This window comes from Streptomyces sp. NPDC006365 (assembly GCF_042870755.1).
Taxonomy (GTDB): Bacteria; Actinomycetota; Actinomycetes; order Streptomycetales; family Streptomycetaceae; genus Streptomyces; species Streptomyces xiangluensis.
This window is the reverse complement of record NZ_JBIAHS010000006.1, coordinates 16,650-34,524: the sequence shown is the minus strand read 5'-3', so window position 1 is coordinate 34,524 and position 17,875 is coordinate 16,650. Positions and strand designations below refer to the sequence as shown.

The following is a 17,875-nucleotide window of genomic DNA, read 5'->3' as shown; positions in this document are numbered from 1 at the left end:
GGCTGTATCAATGTGCGGCTCCGCCGCGATGGGGGCCCGCTCATGGGGGTCCCCCCGCCCATGGGGTCCCCCCGCTCGAGCGAAGCCGAGAATGGGGGGAGAAGCCGAGCGTGGGGGAGCGACCAGCCACAACGGACCCGCAGTCGGCATACGACCCAGGGACCACGCTCACCGCATCCGAATCAGTTCGCTGATCCCCCGTGCCGCCAGGTACTCCGCGTCTTCCGCCCACGCGGCCGGCACCACCGCCGGGCGGAGCCCATCCGCACGCAGTCGCATCCACTCCTCGAAATACGCCCCGCCCGGTCCGGACACGGACCGGGTCGCGGGCGTGCAGTCCAGGATCAACGCGGTGTCGCGGGGCTGCGCCTGGTGTGGCCCGGTGCGCAGCTTCGCCACCACGTCGGCGAGAGCCGAGGCGATGGGCTTGGCCCGGCCGGTGGAGTCGAAGAGGCCCAGGGTGTACTCCAGTTCCGGGAAGTCGGCCAGGGAGCGGTCCACGTCGTGGGAGCACCACCAGGTCACGCCCCACAGGTGCGTGCATTCGGCCGCGTTCAGGACGGTCGCGCGGGCGAAACCCGGGGCGTCGGGCGCGGGGATGTGCGGCTCGGGCGCTCCGGTCTCCTGGACCCAGACCGGGCGGGCCCGTTCGGTGGCGTAGGCCTTGGCGAGTTCCACTCCGTACTCGGCGAGGTGCCGTACCTGCGGGGAGCGGGGGCCGTAGCGGCGTGCGCAGTCGGCCGAGAACACCCAGGGGTGGACTGTTGTCAGGTCGCCCTTGCGGGCGGAGGCCTCGGGGGTGAAGGGGTGATCGTCGCCGTACCAGGCGGCGTCGTATGCGGAGTGGGTGACCAGGCCTTTTGCGCCCAGTCCGGAGCGGGCGGCGGTCAGCAGCGTGTCGAGGTAGTGGTCCACCTGGTCCGGCGTGGCCGGGTTGTGTTCGACCAGGTTGTTCAGCTCGTTGCCGAGCTGGAGTCCGAGGAGGTTGGGGCGGTCGGCGAGGGCGCCGCCCAGGACCCTCAGCAGTTCGGCCTGGGCCTCGATGGCTTCGGGGTCGGTGAACACATTGCGGTGGTGCCAGCTGCGGGTCCACTCCGGGTAGAAGTCGAAGCTGGACAGGTGGCCCTGAATGCCGTCCACGAGAACGTCGAGCCCGGCCTCGGCAGCCAGGTCGACCAGGCGCACCAGCTGGTCGACGGCGGCGGTGCGGATGAGCATGCGGTTGGGCTGGAGGAGCGGCCAGAGGTGGAAGATCCGTACGTGGTCGAGGCCCAGGCCTGCTATCTGCGCCAGGTCCTCGCGTGCGTGCGCCGGGTCGAAGTCGTGCCAGGAGTGGAACCAGCCGCGACGTGGGGTGTAGTTGACGCCGAAGCGGAGTGCGGGTGCGGGCGCGGGCGCGGTGGGAGTGTTGATGGGGACCTCCTCCTGGTCTGGCCCGCCGGAACACGTCAGGCCTCGGGACCTGTCGGCCCTCGTCGGACCTTGTCTCCGGCGAATGTATCAACCACCATGGTCGCCAATGAACAATGATTTGAACCAGGAATGCGTGGTCGGCCTGGACGCGGGCGGCACACGTACGCGCGCCGTTCTGGCGTCCGTACGCGACGGCCGCCCGCGCGGTGCGGGCGCGGCAGGGCCGGGCAACGCCCTGACCGTCCCGGTGCCTCAGCTCACCGACCACCTTGCCGAGGCGGTCGCGGAGGCCGTGCCGGAAGCGCTGCGCGGCCGGGTGGTGGCGGTGGCGGGCGGGTTCGCGGGCGCTTCGCGGACCGCCGCGGACGAGCCCGGCCGGCTCAACGCCCACTCCGCCCTCACCTCGGCGCTGCGGCGGCTGGGCATCGCCGCCGCATCGGTCGAGGTCTACAGCGACATCGAGGCCGCCTTCGCCTCCGCGCCCGGCGCCCCCGCGAACGGCCTCGCCCTGGTCGCCGGCACCGGCGCGGTCGCGGCCCGCATCACCGACCGCCGCTGCACCGCTACCGCGGGCGGTGACGGCTGGCTCCTCGGCGACGACGGCAGCGGCTTCTGGATCGGGCGTGAGGCGGTGCGTTCGGCGCTGCGTATGGCGGACGGGCGGGGTGGTTCCACGGTGCTGGCTGCGCTGGTCGGCCGGGCGTTCGGGCTACCGGCCGACGTGTTGCCGGGCGGTGGTGGGTCCGAGGGGCCTGCCTTCACGTCCCGGGCACAACGCGAGGCGTATCGCATGCGGCTGCTGCCCGCCGTCATGGCTCAGCCGCCGATCCAACTCGCCGGGCTAGCCCCGCTGGTGAGCGAGGCGGCCCGCGGCGCGGATGCCGTCGCCACGGCCATTCTCCGCGAGGCGGCCGATCAACTGGCCGCGACGGTCCGCGCGTTGGGCTGCCGCCCGGGGGAACGGCTGGTCGCCACCGGCGGGCTGCTCGGCGCGGACGGGCCTCTCACGGAGGCGGTGCAGCGTCGCCTGGAGGAGCTCGGACTGGAGGTCGACCGGGTGGCGGACGGCTGCGGTGGCGCGGTGGCGCTGGCCCGGCTGGAGCGGGAACTCGCTCCGCGGGTTGTGCGGTAGGGCGGCCGCTGGTCCGCGTCGGGTCTTTGGAGGTCCCGGCGCCGCGCGTGCCCGCGGCCGAGTCACTCTCGGCGTGACGAAGTCTCGGAAGTCGGTCGGCCGGCGGGACTCCAGGCCGGCACCGGCGGGTGCTGCGCCACCCTCGCCGGATCGGGAACGGCTCCGTCCGAGCCGCCACCTGGGTACGCTCACCGTGATCAGCATCGTCCACGGGAAGGCGCGGTGGCTGCGGCGCTGCCCGTCCATGCGCGGCGAACGCGACGCGACGGCGGTTGCCCCGGCGGCGAGGGACATTATGCGCGTTCGGCAGGACCCCGAGCCTGGGGGTGATCCGCGATCACCACGGCCTCCAGGCCTGCCGGACGTCCACCTCAAGCAACACCCACCAGCACCTCCGCCACCGCCCGCAGGTTCACCCGGCCGCGTCCGTACGAGCACACGTCACCGCCGTCCGGCAGCCCCGTCGACACCCGGACGGCGTCCGCACGCCCGGCCAACAGCGCGCCCCGGAGGGCGAGTTGCCAGGGATGCAGGCCTGCGTCGCACGTGGCGACCACCAGCGGCGCGCCCTCTGCCAGTCGCAGTATCCCGGCGGCGAGGCCCACCACATCCGCCGGAGGATCCGTGACCGCCGTTCCCGTGGCCGTGGGATCGAGGGCGCGTACCTCCGTCAGCAGGTCCTCGCCGCCCCAGTTGAGGGCGGGATGCGGTGGCGGGAAGAGGTCGACGACGTGGGCTCCCCGTACCGGCGCCGCAGGCACCCGTACCGCCCGCCGTGCCGCCTCCAGTCCGGCCCCGACATCCCATCTGGCGACCGCGTCCGAAGCCACCGGCGCCGCATACCGATCGGCCAGCCGCCGGACCCGGCCCGCGGCCTCCCGCACCCGTTCCGCCGGCAACGCACCGCTGCCCACCGCGTCCAGCACCGCATCCCGGCAACCGGTCGTGACCCCCAAATCCGGTACGGCGACGATGACTTGATCGGCGCCTGCCGCGAGGGCCAGCCGTGCCCCGGCCGCCTCCCCGTACCTGTCCGCGATCGCCTTCATCTCCAGCGCGTCGCTGACCAATACGCCGTCGAAGCCCAGCTCGTCGCGCAGCAGGCCGCTCAGGATGCGGGGGCTCAGCGTGGCCGGACGGTCGGGATCCAGTGCCGGGAACACGACATGTGCGCTCATCAGCATCGGCACGCCCACAGCGATCGCGGCGCGGAAGGGGGCGAGGTCGAGTTCGTCGTACGTCCGTGGGTCGACCGCCACATCGTGGTGGCTGTCGGTGACGGTGCCCCCGTGGCCCGGGAAGTGCTTGGCGCAGGAGGCGACGCCGCGCGCCTGGGTGGCGGTGATCCAGGCACGCAGATGCCGGGAGACCAGCTGGGGATCGGCGCCGAAGGAGCGGGTGCGCACGATCGGGTTCAGCGGGTGGTGCTGAAGGTCGGCGACAGGGGCGTACGAGGCCGTGATGCCGAGCGAGGCCAGGTGTCCCGCCAGTGCGTCGGCGCACCGGGCGGTGAGCCGGGTGTCGTCCACGACACCCAGGGCGAAGGAGCCGGGGACTTCGGGTGCGCCCGCACTCACGAGGTGCCCGATGCCGCCGCCCTCGTTGTCGATGGCCACCAGCAGATCGGACCGGATGCCCCGCAGCGCGTCCGTCAGTTCGCGGGCCTGCTCCGCGTCGCGCACGTTGCGGGTGAACAGGATGACGCCGCCGAGGCCGCGGTCGATGAGCCGCTTCAGAGTGTCGGGGACGGTCGTGGTGCCGTCGAATCCGGCGACGAGGCAACGGTGGACGGCCTCGTCGAGGTCGGGAGGGAGGGCCGGACCGGCGTACGTGTGCTCGGTGTGGGTCACTCCGGGAATCCTCTGGTTCACCCAACCGAAAGTCAATAAGGTAGATGGATGGCCGATTCAACGGAAGCACTCAGCACGCAGACGGAAACACCGACCCGTCGCCACACTCATCACATAACTCCCACAAACCTCAAGAATGAATGTCCAATCATCGCGTGTAACTTGCTCCCATGAACGACCGGAAAGCGGACATCCGCTTGAGATCCCGGCCCATACGCCTCGCTGACCTGGCAAGTCTCGTACGCGCTCCGGCGGCGCTGAGCGTGCCGGGCGACATCCTCGCGGGGGCCGCCGCCGCGGGGCGCCCGCTGGCACCCCGGACGGTGGGCACGATGGCCTCCTCCGTCTGCCTCTACTGGGCGGGGATGGCTCTCAACGACTACGCCGACGCCACCGTCGACGCCGTCGAACGCCCCCAGCGCCCCGTCCCCTCCGGCCGAGTCCCACGTCGTACGGCCCTCTCCCTGGCCTGCGGACTGACCGCCGCGGGTCTCGGACTCGCGGCCATTTCCGGCGGTCGCCGTGGCCTCGGCGTCGCGCTGCCGCTGACGGGGCTGGTCTGGGCGTACGACCTGAAGCTGAAGTCGACGAAGGCCGGGCCCACCGCGATGGCCGGGGCACGGGCCCTGGACGTGCTCGCGGGCGCGGTGGCGGCCGGTGGGGGGAAGTCCGGGCGGCGTGGGCTCGTGCCCGCGGCCCTGGTCGGGCTGCATACGTACACGCTCACCGCCCTCAGCCGGCACGAGATCTCCGGCGCCCCGGCGCGGCTGCCTGCGGCCACACTCGGAGTGTCGGCCGCGACAGCGCTGGCGGCAGCGGGCACCGCGCCCTCCGGGCCCGGGCGGCACCCTGACGCCCGTACCGCCGCGGTCGCCGCCGCCGGAGCGCTCGGCTACCTCGGTACGTACGGACTGGCGCAGGTCAAGGCCGTGCGGGAGCCGTCGGGGGAGAACGTACGGCGGGCGGTGGGGGCCGGGATTCTGGGGCTTGTGCCGTTGCAGACGGCGTTGACCGCGCGGGGCGGATCGCCCGTGGTGGCGGCGGCGCTGGGGGCCGTGCATCCGCTGGCGCGGCGGCTGGCCCGGCGCGTGTCACCGACCTGACCCGAAGAGCGACCTGAAAGCGACCCAAGGAGCGCCCCTCATGGATCTGCGATTCGGCTACGGCACCAACGGTTTCACCAACCACCGGCTGAGCGATGTGCTCGCCGTGCTCTCCGACCTCGGCTACGACGGGGTGGCGCTGACGCTCGACCACGGCCACCTCGATCCGTACGCCGAGGATCTGCCGCGCCAGGTCAACTCGCTCGCAGGAGAGTTGGCGTGGTACGGGCTCAGCGTCACGGTCGAGACGGGCGCGCCCTATCTGCTCGATCCATGGGGCAGGCACGAGCCGACGCTGATGTCGGAGGGGGCGCAGCGGCGCGTCGATCTGCTGCGGCGGGCGATCTGGATCGCGGCCGACCTGGGTTCGCCCACCGTCCATCTGTGCAGCGGTGCCGCGCCGAAGGGGCTGCCGGAGGAGGACGCCTGGAAGCGGCTCACGGCGGGTATGGAGACCGTGTTGCAGACGGCGGAGGCCAATGGCGTCGCCCTCGCCTTCGAGCCGGAGCCGTACATGTTCGTCGACACCGTGGAGCGGTGCCTGGAGCTCGGGAAACGGCTCGGCGGGCATGAGCTGTACGGGATCACGCTGGACATCGGGCACGCGCACTGCGTCGAGGAGATCTTGCTGCCGGAGTGCGTACGACTGGCCGCACCCCACCTGCTGAACGTGCAGATCGAGGACATGCGGCGCGGTGTCCACCAGCATCTCGAATTCGGTGAAGGCGAGATCGACTTCGTCCCGGTGCTGGCCGCCCTCGGTGAACTCGGGCATCAGGGGCTGGTCTCCGTCGAGATCCAGGGCGGTTCGCTCGACGCGCCCGAAGTGGCCCGACGCTCCATCGAGTTCCTCCGACGGACGGCACTTGAAGCACCGACGGTTCAGAAAGTGCAGAGAGAGCAGAAGGCACGAGAGGCAGTACAAGAAGCGCAAGCAGCACAGTAAGCACAGAGAGTGCGACCATGACCTCCGGCATACCTGAACTCCGTGCGGTCCTCGAACCCGAGGCCCGCGCCTGGCTCGACAGCTCCGTCGACCGCATCCTCGCCGATCCCACCGCCATCGGCGCCCTCTTCCCCGCCGTCCGCCGCCGCGGCCGGGCCGGGATCGACGGCCACTGGACCGTCGACGAGGCCGCCCGTCCCGTACTGCTCACCGCCCTGCCGCTGCACGACCCCGCGCTCATCGACACGGTCTTCGCGCCCGCCGCCCTCGACGGAGTCTCCTGATCATGCGCATCTTCGATCCCCATATCCACATGACGTCCCGTACGACCGACGACTACGAGGCGATGCACGCCGCCGGGGTACGCGCCCTGGTCGAACCGGCCTTCTGGCTGGGCCAGCCCCGTACCTCGCCCGAGAGCTTCTACGACTACTTCGACTCGCTGCTGGGCTGGGAGCCGTACCGCGCCGCGCAGTTCGGCATCCAGCATTTCTGCACGATCGCCCTCAACCCGAAGGAAGCCAACGACCCGCGCTGCACACCGGTACTTGACGAGCTGCCGCGCTATCTCGCCAAGGACCGGGTCGTCGCGGTCGGTGAGATCGGCTACGACTCGATGACCAAGGAGGAGGACGAGGCCCTGGCCCGGCAGCTCCAGCTCGCCATCGCGCACGAACTCCCGGCCCTCGTCCACACCCCGCACCGCGACAAGGCGGCCGGCACGCGGCGGACGCTGGATGTCGTACGGGAGTCGGGGATCGCGCCCGAGCTGGTCGTGCTCGACCACCTCAATGAACTCACCGTCGGCATGGTCCTCGACAGCGGCTGCTGGGCCGGGTTCTCGGTCTATCCGAAGACGAAGATGAGCGAGGACCGGATGGTACGGATCCTCCAGGAGCACGGGACCGAGCGGGTGATGGTCAACTCGGCGGCGGACTGGGGGCGCAGCGATCCGCTCAAGACCCGGAAGACCGGTCTCGCCATGCTGGCGGCCGGGTTCGAGGTGGACGAGGTCGACCGGGTGCTGTGGCGCAACCCGGTCGCCTTCTACGGGCAGAGCGGCCGGCTGGACCTCGACCCGGTCCTGGACGAGCCCAAGCCCGACGAGTCCGTGACCTATCAGGGCAACTCCATCAAACGCGGCGGAGAGTGAGCGGGCGATGCGCCTGCGCCATCCCGACGGGACGCCCATCCACCTCGCGTACTGCAGCAACGTCCATCAGGCGGAGGACCTGGAGGGGGTGCTCGCGCAGCTCGCCGCGTACGCCGAACCCGTACGGGAGCGGCTCGGCGTCGACCGGCTCGGCATCGGCCTGTGGCTGGCCCGCGATGTCGTCACCGAACTCGTCGACGACGGAAGGGCGTTGGCGCGGCTGAAGGACGAGCTGAGCCTGCGGGGACTGGAGACCGTCACCCTGAACGCCTTCCCGTACGCCGGTTTCCATCGCGAGGTCGTCAAGAAGGACGTCTACCTTCCCGACTGGACGCACAAGGCCCGCCTCGACTACACCCTCGACTGCGCCCGCGTCCTCACCGCCCTCCTCCCGGACGACGCCCGCCGCGGCAGCGTCTCCACGCTTCCGCTCGCCTGGCGCACGCCCTGGCCGGCCGAACGTTCCAACACCGCCCGCCGCGCCCTGGACCGGCTGGCCGATGGCCTCGCCGCGATCGAGCGCGAAACCGGCCGTCCGGTCCGCGTCGGCTTCGAGCCGGAGCCGGGGTGCGTGGTCGAGACGACCACGCAGGCGGTACGGGAACTGGGCGGCCTGGACCCGGAACGGCTCGGAATCTGCCTGGACGCCTGCCATCTCGCGGTCCAGTTCGAGGACCCGGGTGCCGCACTGGCGCGGCTGGCCGCCGCCGGGCTGCCGGTGGTCAAGCTCCAGGCGTCCTGCGCGGTGGAGGCGGACGATCCGGCGGATCCGGCTGCTCGGGCTGCGCTCGGGCGGCTTGCGGAGCCGCGGTTTCTGCATCAGACGCGTACGAGGGTTGCTGCGCTGGGCAGTGGGGGCACATCCAGCGGGCCGGTCGAGGGACCGGCCCTCGGCGTCGCGAGGCCCCGGATCCCCCGCCAGCGGGGATTGGCGGCGGGCGAGCAGGGAGACGGGTCCCGGCATGCCCGCGGGCTCGGCGGCCCGATCGGCGCCGACAACTCCGGGGGCTCCCGACGGCCGGACGGACACGACGGCGGATTTCCCGCCGGGCCGATTCCCGTCGGCGGGCCCGGCGACCCGACAGGCCCCGCCGGCCCGGGGCATGCCCGTCGCTCGGGCGGGCAGCGCGTGCCGGGCGAGGGCCCGGTCCTCGGTGTCGACGATCTCCCCGATGCCCTGGCCGGCGGGCTTCCCGCCGACCGAGGCGCCTGGCGGGTGCACTTCCATGCCCCGCTGCATGCCGAGCCCGAAGCCCCGCTCCGTACGACCGCGCCCCAGCTCACCGCCGTACTCTCCGAACTTCTCGGTGGTCCGGTCGCCGCCTGTGACCATATAGAGGTGGAGACCTACACCTGGTCCGTGCTGCCCCGGCCGCCGGCCGACCTGGCCGGAGGCATCGCCGCCGAACTCGCCTGGGCCAGAGACCGGTTGACGGGGCTCGGCCTGAAGGAGGAAACGTCATGACCGACCGGCTCGTCGTGCTCGACATCGTGGGGCTCACCCCGACGCTGCTGCGCCATATGCCAGCCGTCGCCGCCCTCGGCGAACGCGGTTTCCAGGCCACGCTCGGGACCACCCTGCCCGCGGTGACCTGCACCGCCCAGTCCACCTTCCTCACCGGGGAACCGCCGAGCACCCACGGCGCGGTCGCCAACGGCTGGTACTTCCGCGACCTCGGCGAAGTCCTGCTGTGGCGGCAGCACAACGCGCTCGTCGGCGGCGAGAAGATCTGGGAGACGGCCAGGAAGAGCGACCCAGACTACAAGGTCGCGAACATCTGTTGGTGGTACGCCATGGGGGCGGACGTCGACTTAACCGTCACCCCTCGGCCCGTCTACTACTCCGACGGCCGCAAGGAACCCGACTGCTACACCTGGCCGCCCTCCCTGCACGACGAACTCACCGACCGGCTCGGCCCGTTCCCCCTGTTCACCTACTGGGGGCCGAACGCGGGCATGCCCTCCACCCAGTGGATCCTCGGCGCCGCCCGGCAGGTCTTCGACGAGCACCGCCCGGACCTGACGCTCGTCTACATCCCGCAGATGGACTACGAGCCCCAGCGGTCCGGCCCGGACTCCCCCGAGACCGCCCGCGCCGCCCGCCAACTCGACGAGGCGCTCCGCCCGTTGATCGACCACTTCCTCGCCGAAGGCGCCACCGTCGTGGCACTCAGCGAGTACGGCATCACCCCGGTCTCCCGCCCCGTCGACATCAACCGCGCCCTGCGCCGTGCCGGACTGCTGGACGTGTACACGCAGGACGGCATGGAGTACCTGGACCCCTGGACCTCACGCGCGTTCGCCGTCGCCGATCACCAGGTGGCGCATGTGTACGTTCGGGACCCTGCCGACACCGCGGCCGTCGCGAAGATCGTCGGCGAACTGGGCGGTGTGGAGCGGGTGCTGGACGCCGAGGGCAAGGCGGCGTACGGCCTCGATCACGAGCGGTCTGGCGAGCTGGTCGCCGTCGCCGATTCCGATGCCTGGTTCACGTACTACTACTGGCTGGACGACGAGCGTGCCCCGGACTTCGCCCGCCAGGTGGAGATCCATCGCAAGCCCGGCTACGACCCCGCCGAGCTGCTGTACGACGAGACTGTCCCGGCGGTGAAGCTGAAGGCCGTGGGCCAGATCGCCCGGAAGAAGCTCGGGTTCCGCTACCGGATACAGACCGTCCCGCTGGACCCGTCGGGGGTGCGCGGCAGCCACGGCCGGCTGCCGGAGGATCCGGACCACGGGCCCGTACTGCTGTGTTCGGAGCCGGGTCCTGCGCGTACGGAGTTCGCGGCCACGGACGTCAAGCCGCTGCTGCTGCGGCTCGCGGGACTTGAGCAAGAGGGACTTCCTGAAGAGGAAGAGAAGCGAGAAGGGCAGGCCCAATGACCTCCCCGCACGCACCCGGCCCTGCCCACGGATCGGCCGCCCCTCGTTCCCCCGGCCTACGCCACGTGGCGTGCTGAGGAGCCCGTTCGGCGGGTGACGATCCGGGGCGAGAACAGCCCTTGACCGATCACCCGTCATGAGACGCCCGCGCGGTGCCCGCCGATCCGCCCTTTCACGTATCACGCCCGGTGAGTAAGGTCCAGACTTAGCGACCCGTACATCGGATCTATCCTCGACGCGTCCGACATGTTGACGCACTTCTCCGCCAGCTTCTACGTTGCCCCTCGAGAGATAGATCCGATGAATCGTTGAGGGAGTGACATGAACCCATCAAGACGCACGGTTCTTGCCGCCGGAGGCTTACTCGCGGGGGGCGCCGCCTGGGCGATGACCCCGTCGGTGTCCTCCGCCGTGGCCGCGTCTCCCACGGACGGCTGGGAGAAGACCTCGTTCACGTACGGCATGCAGAAGCCGTGGAATCTCAGCCTGAGCGAGCGTTACAGCAACAGCGGTGGTGTGCACCGGATGTGGGTGTACGACACCGACGAGCCCATGTCGCAGGGCAGTTCCACGGACCCGCGCACCGAGATGCGCTGGAGGCAGGAGTACACGTCCGGGCAGCACATGTGGGACGCCGATGTGTATCTCCCGTCCGGTACGAACGGCGCGACCTTTGTGCAGATCCTCCGAGTGATCCGCCCCGAGGGCACCCACGCCACGGACTTCATGCTCAACGCGTACAGCGCGAGCGGCGGCACGGTACGGGCGTACGACCGCACGGTCCTGAAGACCAACGCGTACAACACCTGGTTCAACGTCAAGCTGGAGCACAACGCTTCCAGCCGCAGCGTCAAGGTCTACTTCGACGACGAGCTGGTGCTGACGACCCAGGACCGCGGCCCGGCCACCCGCCACTTCAAGAACGGCGTCTACCACCACGGCAGCGGTCGCGCCGAGGCACGCTTCCGCAACATCACGTACTGGACGCGGTGAGCCATGACTTCACGAAGAGCAGTACTCGGTTCAGCCCTGGTCGGCACAACTGCCGCCGCTCTCCCAGGAGTTGCCCACGCCGGTCCGGCCGGTCCCTCCTCCGCCGCTCAGGGTGGCGGTCGCTGGAAGCTGCGTAACCGTATGGAGTCGGACGGTGCGTGGGCCGACTTCCTGCGGAAGCAGGATCTGGTGTGGCGCAGACTGCCCGCGCTGTGGCACGAAGGGCCGTTTCTGGGGGACGGTCGGCTGGGCAGCATGGTGTACCGGGAGCCCGGGGCGAACAGTATTCGATTCACCGTGCAGCACGGTGAAGTGCAGGACCACCGGCCCGAGTTCGGCAGTGGCTGGGGGACGTGCCGGCTGCCCGTGGGGCATCTGACGCTCGATCCGGTCGGCACCATCAGTGCGGTCGACTGGCGGTTGAGTCTGTGGAACGCCGAGCTCACCGGCACGATCAGCACCGACAAGGGCACGCTGACGCTCTCCGCGCTCATCCATGACGGGATCCTCGCGGCGCGCGTGACGGCCGACGGCGACGAGGAGGTGCGCTGGACGTTCCATCCCGAGGAGGCCGTCAGCCCCCGGAAGATCAGCGAGGCGCCGCCCGCCGGGTATGTCGCCAACCCTCCCTGGACCACAAGGACTTCGGGCGACATCGAGCAGGTCCTCCAGCCGCTCCTCGGCGGCGGCCAGACGGCGACGGCATACCGCCGCTCGGGCGACACGCTCCTGCTCGGCGTCGCCCACAGCCACCCCTCCGACACGCGCGCCGGGGAGGTCTCGCTGCGGAAGGTCCAGCGCGCCGCTCCGTACCGCGCGCTCCGCGCGCTCCACACCCGCTGGTGGCACGCCTTCTACCGCAAGAGCTTCGTCTCGATCCCCGACGAGCGCCTGCAGAGCTTCCACTGGATCCAGCTCTACAAGGTCGCGTCCGCCAGCCGCGCCGACGGCCCCGTGATGGCCACCTGCGGGCCCTGGCTGGAGCCCACGCCCTGGCCCGCCGTGTGGTGGAACCTCAATGTGCAGCTGGAGTACTGGCTCATCCACGGCTCCAACCATCTGGAACTCGACTCACTCGCCACCACCCTGAGGCAGAACCAGCAACAGCTGATCGCGAACGTGCCCGCCGCGTACCGTTCGGACAGCGCCGGAGTCGGCCGCAGCTCCGACATGTTCGCCAACCGCAGCGCCCCCACCCCGGGCAGCGGCGGTGAGTCGGGCAATCTGACCTGGGCGCTGCACAACGTATGGCTGAGCTACCGCCACACCATGGACGAGGCGTTGCTGCGCGACACGGTGTTCCCGCTGCTGCGCCGCGCGATCAACTACTACCTGCACTTCCTCCAGCCGGACAGCGACGGCAAGCTGCACCTGCCGTCGACGCTGTCGCCGGAGTATCCCGTCGTACCGCCGAAGGACACCAACTACGACCTGGCGCTGATCCGCTGGGGCTGCACCACGCTCCTGGAGGCGGCCGAGCGGCTGGGGGTCGACGATCCGCTGAAGCCGCGCTGGCAGGAGGTGCTGGCGAAGCTGACGCCGTATCCGGTGGACGAGAACGGCTTCATGATCGGTGCGGACACCCCGTACGCCCAGTCCCACCGCCACTACTCCCACCTGCTGATGGTGTACCCGCTGTATCTCGTCAACTGGGAGCAGCCGGAGCAGCGCGAACTGATCGAGAAGTCGGTCGTCCACTGGCACGCGGTGACCGGATCCCACCGCGGCTACAGCTATACGGGCGCCGCGTCGATGTACGCGATGATGGGCCGCGGCTCCACGGCGCTGGAGTACCTGAAGAAGTTCTTCGACCCCAGCACGCGGTACCCATGCCGGGCCAACACCCACTACACGGAGGCCGGCCCGGTCATCGAGACACCGCTGTCGGCGTCGCAGTCGCTGCACGACATGCTCTGCCAGAGCTGGGGCGGTGTCGTACGGATCTTCCCCGCCGTTCCGGATTCCTGGGCCGATGCCACGCTGCACGACTTCCGCACGCAGGGGGCCTTCCTGGTCAGCGCGGTCCGCAGGGGCGGGGGCACCCGTTTCGTACGCGTACGGAGCCTGGCGGGCGAGCGGCTGGAGATCCGGCACGGTCTGACGGGCGGACCGGTGACGGCGGTGCTCGACGACGGCAGCCGGGCGCGCACGCATCCGACGGACGACGGCACCTTGGTGATCGAGCTGGCCAAGGGCCGGGAGGTGTTGTTGTACGCCGGTGAACGCCCCGAACTCGACATCGCTCCGGTGGCCTTGAGCGAGCCGGGCGAGCCGTGGGGGCTGCCGTAGTAGGTCTTTTATCGGTGCGGGTCACCGATCGGGCGCGCCCCGCCGGTGACCCGCACCCGTGGATCCGTCGGGTCGATGTCCACGAGCAGTTCGCTGGGGCGTCCCATGTCCTCGCCCTGGCGGAGCGTGAGGGTCATCGGCTCGCGGACCAGGCCGAGGGTTCGCAGATAGCCGCCGAAAGCGGCGGCGGCAGCTCCCGTCGCGGGGTCCTCCACCACACCCCCTACCGGGAAGGGGTCGCGGGCGTGGAAGAGGTCGTCCGCCTCGCGCCAGACCAGTTGGAGCGTGGTCCAGCCGTGTTGTCGCATCACGTCGGCAAGGCCGTCGAAGTCGTACGCGAGATCCGCCAGCCGGGCGCGGGACGTGACGGCGAGCACGAGGTGCTCGGCCCCGCCGAAGGCCACGTGCGGCGGCAGTTCCGGGTCCAGGTCGCTCTCGGCCCAGCGCAGCGCGGCAAGAGCCGGGGCGGTCTCGTCCGGGGTGGCCGGGCGGGAGCGGGTGGGGACGCTGGTGAGGGTGGCGCGCACCGGCCCGTCCGGGTCGGCGACCGTGGACACCGGGATCTCTCCGGCCGGGGTGTCGAAGACGAACTCCCCGGCCCCGTTCCGCTCGGCGAGCGCCACGGCGGTCGCCACGGTGGCGTGCCCACAGAACGGAACCTCGACAAGAGGGCTGAAGTACCGCACCCGAAAGCGGCGTTCGGCATCATCCCGCGCCATGACGAACGCCGTCTCCGAGTAACCGACCTCGGCGGCAAGGGCCAGCATCCGGCTGGGGTCGAGCCCGGCGGCGTCCAGAACGATCCCGGCGGGGTTGCCACCGTCATCGGCAGACCCCTCCGGGGTGAAGGCGGAGTAGCGCAGAACCTCGGTGCTGGTTTCGGGTCTCATGGCTGCACGCTCCCACGAGGCAGCACGCCTTGAGAAACGAGTTGTCGGCGACGAGTCAGCATGTCCGCTCCTCGATGAGCGCAACCGGGGTGCGGACGCCGTCCGGCCGATCAGCCCGCGGTCACCAACGGACAGCTGTGGACGATGAGTCAGGAGACGGTCACCCACCGCTTTCATGCCGCCTCATCGTCAAGCTTTTAGGTCTCTCACAGTGCGTACGGACGCTGGTACGGATAGCATCCTGCGCACCCCTAGTGTGATGTCGGACACGCGGCCACCCACCGTCTTCGTCTCACCGCCTCGCCTCCCCGCTACCCAATACCGCTCATAGCTCGCAGTTCTTCGCTCCTCGCCCTAGGACGACGATGTCTCCACGGACAGGTCCCCGCCGTCTCGGCTCCATACGTCTCTCCCTGATCCTTCTGGCGTTGGTCCCCAGCATCACCCTCGCCGCGATGTGGGGGGTGACGACGACGCAGATGTTCTCCGAAGGGCTACGGCTGCGGGCGCAGACGGAGCTGAGCAGGTCGACCGGCGCCATGGGCACCGACGCGACCCTCGCGCTGCAGCGGGAGCGGAGCCTGTCGGCCGCCTGGCTGGCCACGCCCGGCAGCTCCAGGGCGCTCCTGGACAAGCAGCGGGAACGTACGAACGCACAGGTCGCCAAACTGATCGGCCGGTCGGAAACAATCGACAAGGCGCCCGAGCGGATAGGGGACCGGCTGTACTCGGTCATCGCCGCCGCAGGGAGCCTGGAGTTCTACCGGAGCCAGGTCGACGGCCGCACCGACATCGCCCGGCAGTCGCTGGACCAGTACACCGCGATCATCGACGACCAGATCCACGCCTTCCAGGAGCTCTCCAAGGTCGACGACGGTGACCTCACCTCGCAGGCCGAACCGCTCGTCGCGCTGGAACACGCCGCGGAACTGGTCTCCCAGGAGAACACCCTGCTCACCTTGGCCTGGCCGTCCGGCCAGCTGGACGACGAGTCGCACGCCGCCTTCGTCCAGTTGGTGAACACCCGGCGCTGGCTCGTCGAGGACCAGATCGTCCATTCCGCGAGCGGCACGGCGAAGACGCAGACCGAGCGCATCCTCCAGGGATCGGCCTGGAAGGACCTGGAGGCCGTCGAGGCCCAGGTGCTCCAGGCCCGTACGACGGGCCGTGGCGACGCCCGGAAGATCAATCTGCCGGACGCGCGGGACCAGTGGAACAACGCGATGGGCCAACTCACGGTCCAGTACCCCAATCTGATCCAGCGGCAGACCACGGAACTACTCGACCGCAGCAGTGACGAAGCCCATGCACTGCTGGTCAAGGCCGCCGCACTGAGCGCCGGCGGACTCGTAGCACTGCTGCTGTGCGTCGTACTGTCCTGGCGCATCACCCGCTCCCTGTTCCGGCGGCTGCGCGGCCTGCGGATGGCCACCCTCAGCCTCGCCCAGGAGCGACTGCCCGACGTGGTCGCACGGCTCGACCGGGGCGAGAAGGTGGACGCGGACTCCGCCGCGCCCCCGCTGGACTACGGCCGGGACGAACTCGGCCAGGTGGCGCAGGCGTTCAACACCGCCCAGCGCACGGCCGTCCACACCGCGGTGGAGCTCGCCGACACCCGGCGTGGCTTCCAGAAGGTGATCCTGGGGATCGCCCGGCAGAGCCAGAACCTGGTCAATCTCCAGCTCAGCAAGCTTGATTCGCTGGAACGCGAACACCAGGACCCGCACATTCTCCAGGGCCTGTACGAACTCGACTCCAACGCCAGCCAGCTCCGCCGCTACGAGGAGAACCTCGTCATCATCAGCGGCGAGCGGCCGGGCCGCAGCTGGGCCGAACCGGTCGCGCTGATCGACATCCTGCGCAGCGCCGTCGGCGAGGTCGCCGAGTACCAGCGGGTGGAGGTGCACACCGACGAGGAGGTGTACCTCGCCCCGCCCGCGGTGGCGGACGTCATCCATCTGCTGGCCGAACTCATCGACAACGCGACCGCTTACTCGCCCGCTCCCAGCCCGGTCGGGGTACGGGCCGCGATGGTGGCCAAGGGCCTGGCCATCGAGGTCGAGGACCGCGGTCTCGGGATGTCGGAGGACGACTACGAGGCATTCAACGCCCAGTTGGCGGTGGAGCCGCAGTTCGACGTGGTGGCGCTGGCCGACGATCTCCGGCTCGGCATGTTCGTGATCGCCCGGCTCGCCACGCGGCACGGCATCGCCGTCACGCTGCGGTCCTCTCCGTACGGCGGAACGACCGCGATCGTGCTGGTGCCGCACGACATCGTGGTGCGGGAGGGGCCCGCGGCCGACACGGATGCCGTCGGCTGGGGCTCAGCAGACGCTTCGGCGGATGAAGCCGACGTCCCGGCCCAAGGGGGCCAGGAAACCCGGACGCGCCGGGAGGACGTCGAGCCGGTCGCAGCTCTCACGGAAAGCTCGGCCGGTACGCCCGCACCAGGCTCGACCGAACCGGACTCGACCGGACCAGGCCCCACCGAACCAGACTCGACCAGACCAGGCCCCACCGAACCAGACTCCACCGGACCAGGCCCCACCGGACCAGACTCCACCGGACCAGACTCGACCGAACCGGACTGGGCCAGACCGGGCTCGGCCGATACGCAGGGCCCTGACCGGCACAGCCACGCGCGCAGCCGCGTGGCCCGGCCCGCGACCCGGCCGCGGACGGCCGATACCGCCGGGTCCGCGACCGGCCCGGGGTCCGGGCCAACGTCCGTGTCCGCGTCCGGCCCGGGGTCCGGGCCAACGTCCGGGCCCAGGTCCGGCCCGGGCTCCGGGCCTGGGTCCGGCCCGGGCTCCGGGCCTGGGTCCGGCCCGGGCTCCGGGCCTGGGTCCGGCCCGGGCTCCGGGCCTGGGTCCGGCCCGGGCTCCGGATCAGGCCGAGGTTCCAGCCAGCGCAGCGGCCTCGCTCCGCTGCCGCGCCGCGTACCGCAGACCAGCCTCGCCACCGAGCTGCGGGAGGACTCCGTGCCCACCCGGGCGGACGACCCGTTGGAGGACTTCGACGCGGAGCGCGCGGCCGCCTCGCTCTCCGGTTTCCAGCGCGGAACGCTTCGGGCCCGTGACGACGGAGAGGAGTGGACGTACGACGAAAGAGGAAACGAACTAGGAAACGGAGGAGAGGAAGCCCCACTCGCGAGCCCAGGTACGCAGGTCCCTGTCCCCGGAAAAACCGTCACCTCGACTCCGCCGGCAGACCGCTCATGAAG

13 protein-coding genes are annotated in these 17,875 nt (G+C 70.7%); 10 read left to right on the top strand and 3 right to left on the bottom strand.

The features are described from left to right. Window positions 1-168: 168 nt before the first annotated feature. Window positions 169-1,413 carry a glycosyl hydrolase gene (locus ACFYO0_RS18550; protein WP_388677588.1) on the bottom strand — a complete coding sequence of 415 codons (1,245 nt, stop codon included), beginning with the start codon at window positions 1,411-1,413 and terminating at the stop codon, window positions 169-171. A 106-nt stretch (window positions 1,414-1,519) separates the two neighbouring features. On the opposite strand from ACFYO0_RS18550, the gene ACFYO0_RS18545 reads away from it, so the two are divergent. Then, window positions 1,520-2,545, top strand: a complete 1,026-nt coding sequence (locus ACFYO0_RS18545; RefSeq protein WP_388676690.1) for an N-acetylglucosamine kinase — start codon at window positions 1,520-1,522, stop codon at window positions 2,543-2,545. Window positions 2,546-2,916: 371 nt separating this feature from the next. On the opposite strand, the gene ACFYO0_RS18540 is transcribed toward ACFYO0_RS18545, so the two are convergent. Beyond that, window positions 2,917-4,395 (bottom strand): glycoside hydrolase family 3 protein, encoded by a 1,479-nt coding sequence (locus ACFYO0_RS18540; protein ID WP_388676687.1) that lies wholly within the window; start codon window positions 4,393-4,395, stop codon window positions 2,917-2,919. Window positions 4,396-4,565: 170 nt separating this feature from the next. Here ACFYO0_RS18540 and ACFYO0_RS18535 point away from each other — a divergent pair, with 170 nt between their 5' ends. The 8 genes from ACFYO0_RS18535 (at window position 4,566) to ACFYO0_RS18500 (ending at window position 13,762) form a co-directional block, all read left to right on the top strand. Then, window positions 4,566-5,498 (top strand): SCO3242 family prenyltransferase, encoded by a 933-nt coding sequence (locus ACFYO0_RS18535; protein ID WP_388676684.1) that lies wholly within the window; start codon window positions 4,566-4,568, stop codon window positions 5,496-5,498. Window positions 5,499-5,538: 40 nt separating this feature from the next. After that, window positions 5,539-6,444, top strand: a complete 906-nt coding sequence (locus tag ACFYO0_RS18530) for a sugar phosphate isomerase/epimerase family protein (RefSeq protein WP_388676682.1) — start codon at window positions 5,539-5,541, stop codon at window positions 6,442-6,444. Window positions 6,445-6,461: 17 nt separating this feature from the next. Continuing rightward, window positions 6,462-6,728, top strand: a complete 267-nt coding sequence (locus ACFYO0_RS18525) for a hypothetical protein (protein ID WP_388676679.1) — start codon at window positions 6,462-6,464, stop codon at window positions 6,726-6,728. 2 nt (window positions 6,729-6,730) lie between these two features. Next, a complete protein-coding gene (locus tag ACFYO0_RS18520; protein ID WP_388676677.1) occupies window positions 6,731-7,597 on the top strand; it encodes a TatD family hydrolase in 867 nt (288 codons plus the stop codon). Between the two features lie 7 nt (window positions 7,598-7,604). Further along, entirely contained in the window at window positions 7,605-9,062 is a 1,458-nt protein-coding gene (gene eboE / locus ACFYO0_RS18515) for a metabolite traffic protein EboE (protein WP_388676674.1), read from the top strand. Beyond that, window positions 9,059-10,480 carry an alkaline phosphatase family protein gene (locus ACFYO0_RS18510; protein ID WP_388676671.1) on the top strand — a complete coding sequence of 474 codons (1,422 nt, stop codon included), beginning with the start codon at window positions 9,059-9,061 and terminating at the stop codon, window positions 10,478-10,480. Before eboE ends, ACFYO0_RS18510 begins: the two co-directional genes overlap by 4 nt. Window positions 10,481-10,801: 321 nt before the next feature. Continuing rightward, a complete protein-coding gene (locus ACFYO0_RS18505) occupies window positions 10,802-11,473 on the top strand; it encodes a cinnamyl alcohol dehydrogenase (RefSeq protein ID WP_388676668.1) in 672 nt (223 codons plus the stop codon). Window positions 11,474-11,476: 3 nt separating this feature from the next. After that, entirely contained in the window at window positions 11,477-13,762 is a 2,286-nt protein-coding gene (locus ACFYO0_RS18500; protein WP_388676666.1) for a Tat pathway signal sequence domain protein, read from the top strand. 8 nt (window positions 13,763-13,770) lie between these two features. On the opposite strand, the gene ACFYO0_RS18495 is transcribed toward ACFYO0_RS18500, so the two are convergent. Beyond that, window positions 13,771-14,652, bottom strand: a complete 882-nt coding sequence (locus ACFYO0_RS18495; RefSeq protein WP_388676663.1) for a PhzF family phenazine biosynthesis isomerase — start codon at window positions 14,650-14,652, stop codon at window positions 13,771-13,773. Window positions 14,653-15,017: 365 nt separating this feature from the next. Between ACFYO0_RS18495 and ACFYO0_RS18490 the strand changes: the two genes are divergently transcribed. Next, window positions 15,018-17,873 (top strand): nitrate- and nitrite sensing domain-containing protein, encoded by a 2,856-nt coding sequence (locus ACFYO0_RS18490; protein ID WP_388676660.1) that lies wholly within the window; start codon window positions 15,018-15,020, stop codon window positions 17,871-17,873. The last annotated feature ends 2 nt before the right edge of the window (window positions 17,874-17,875 follow it).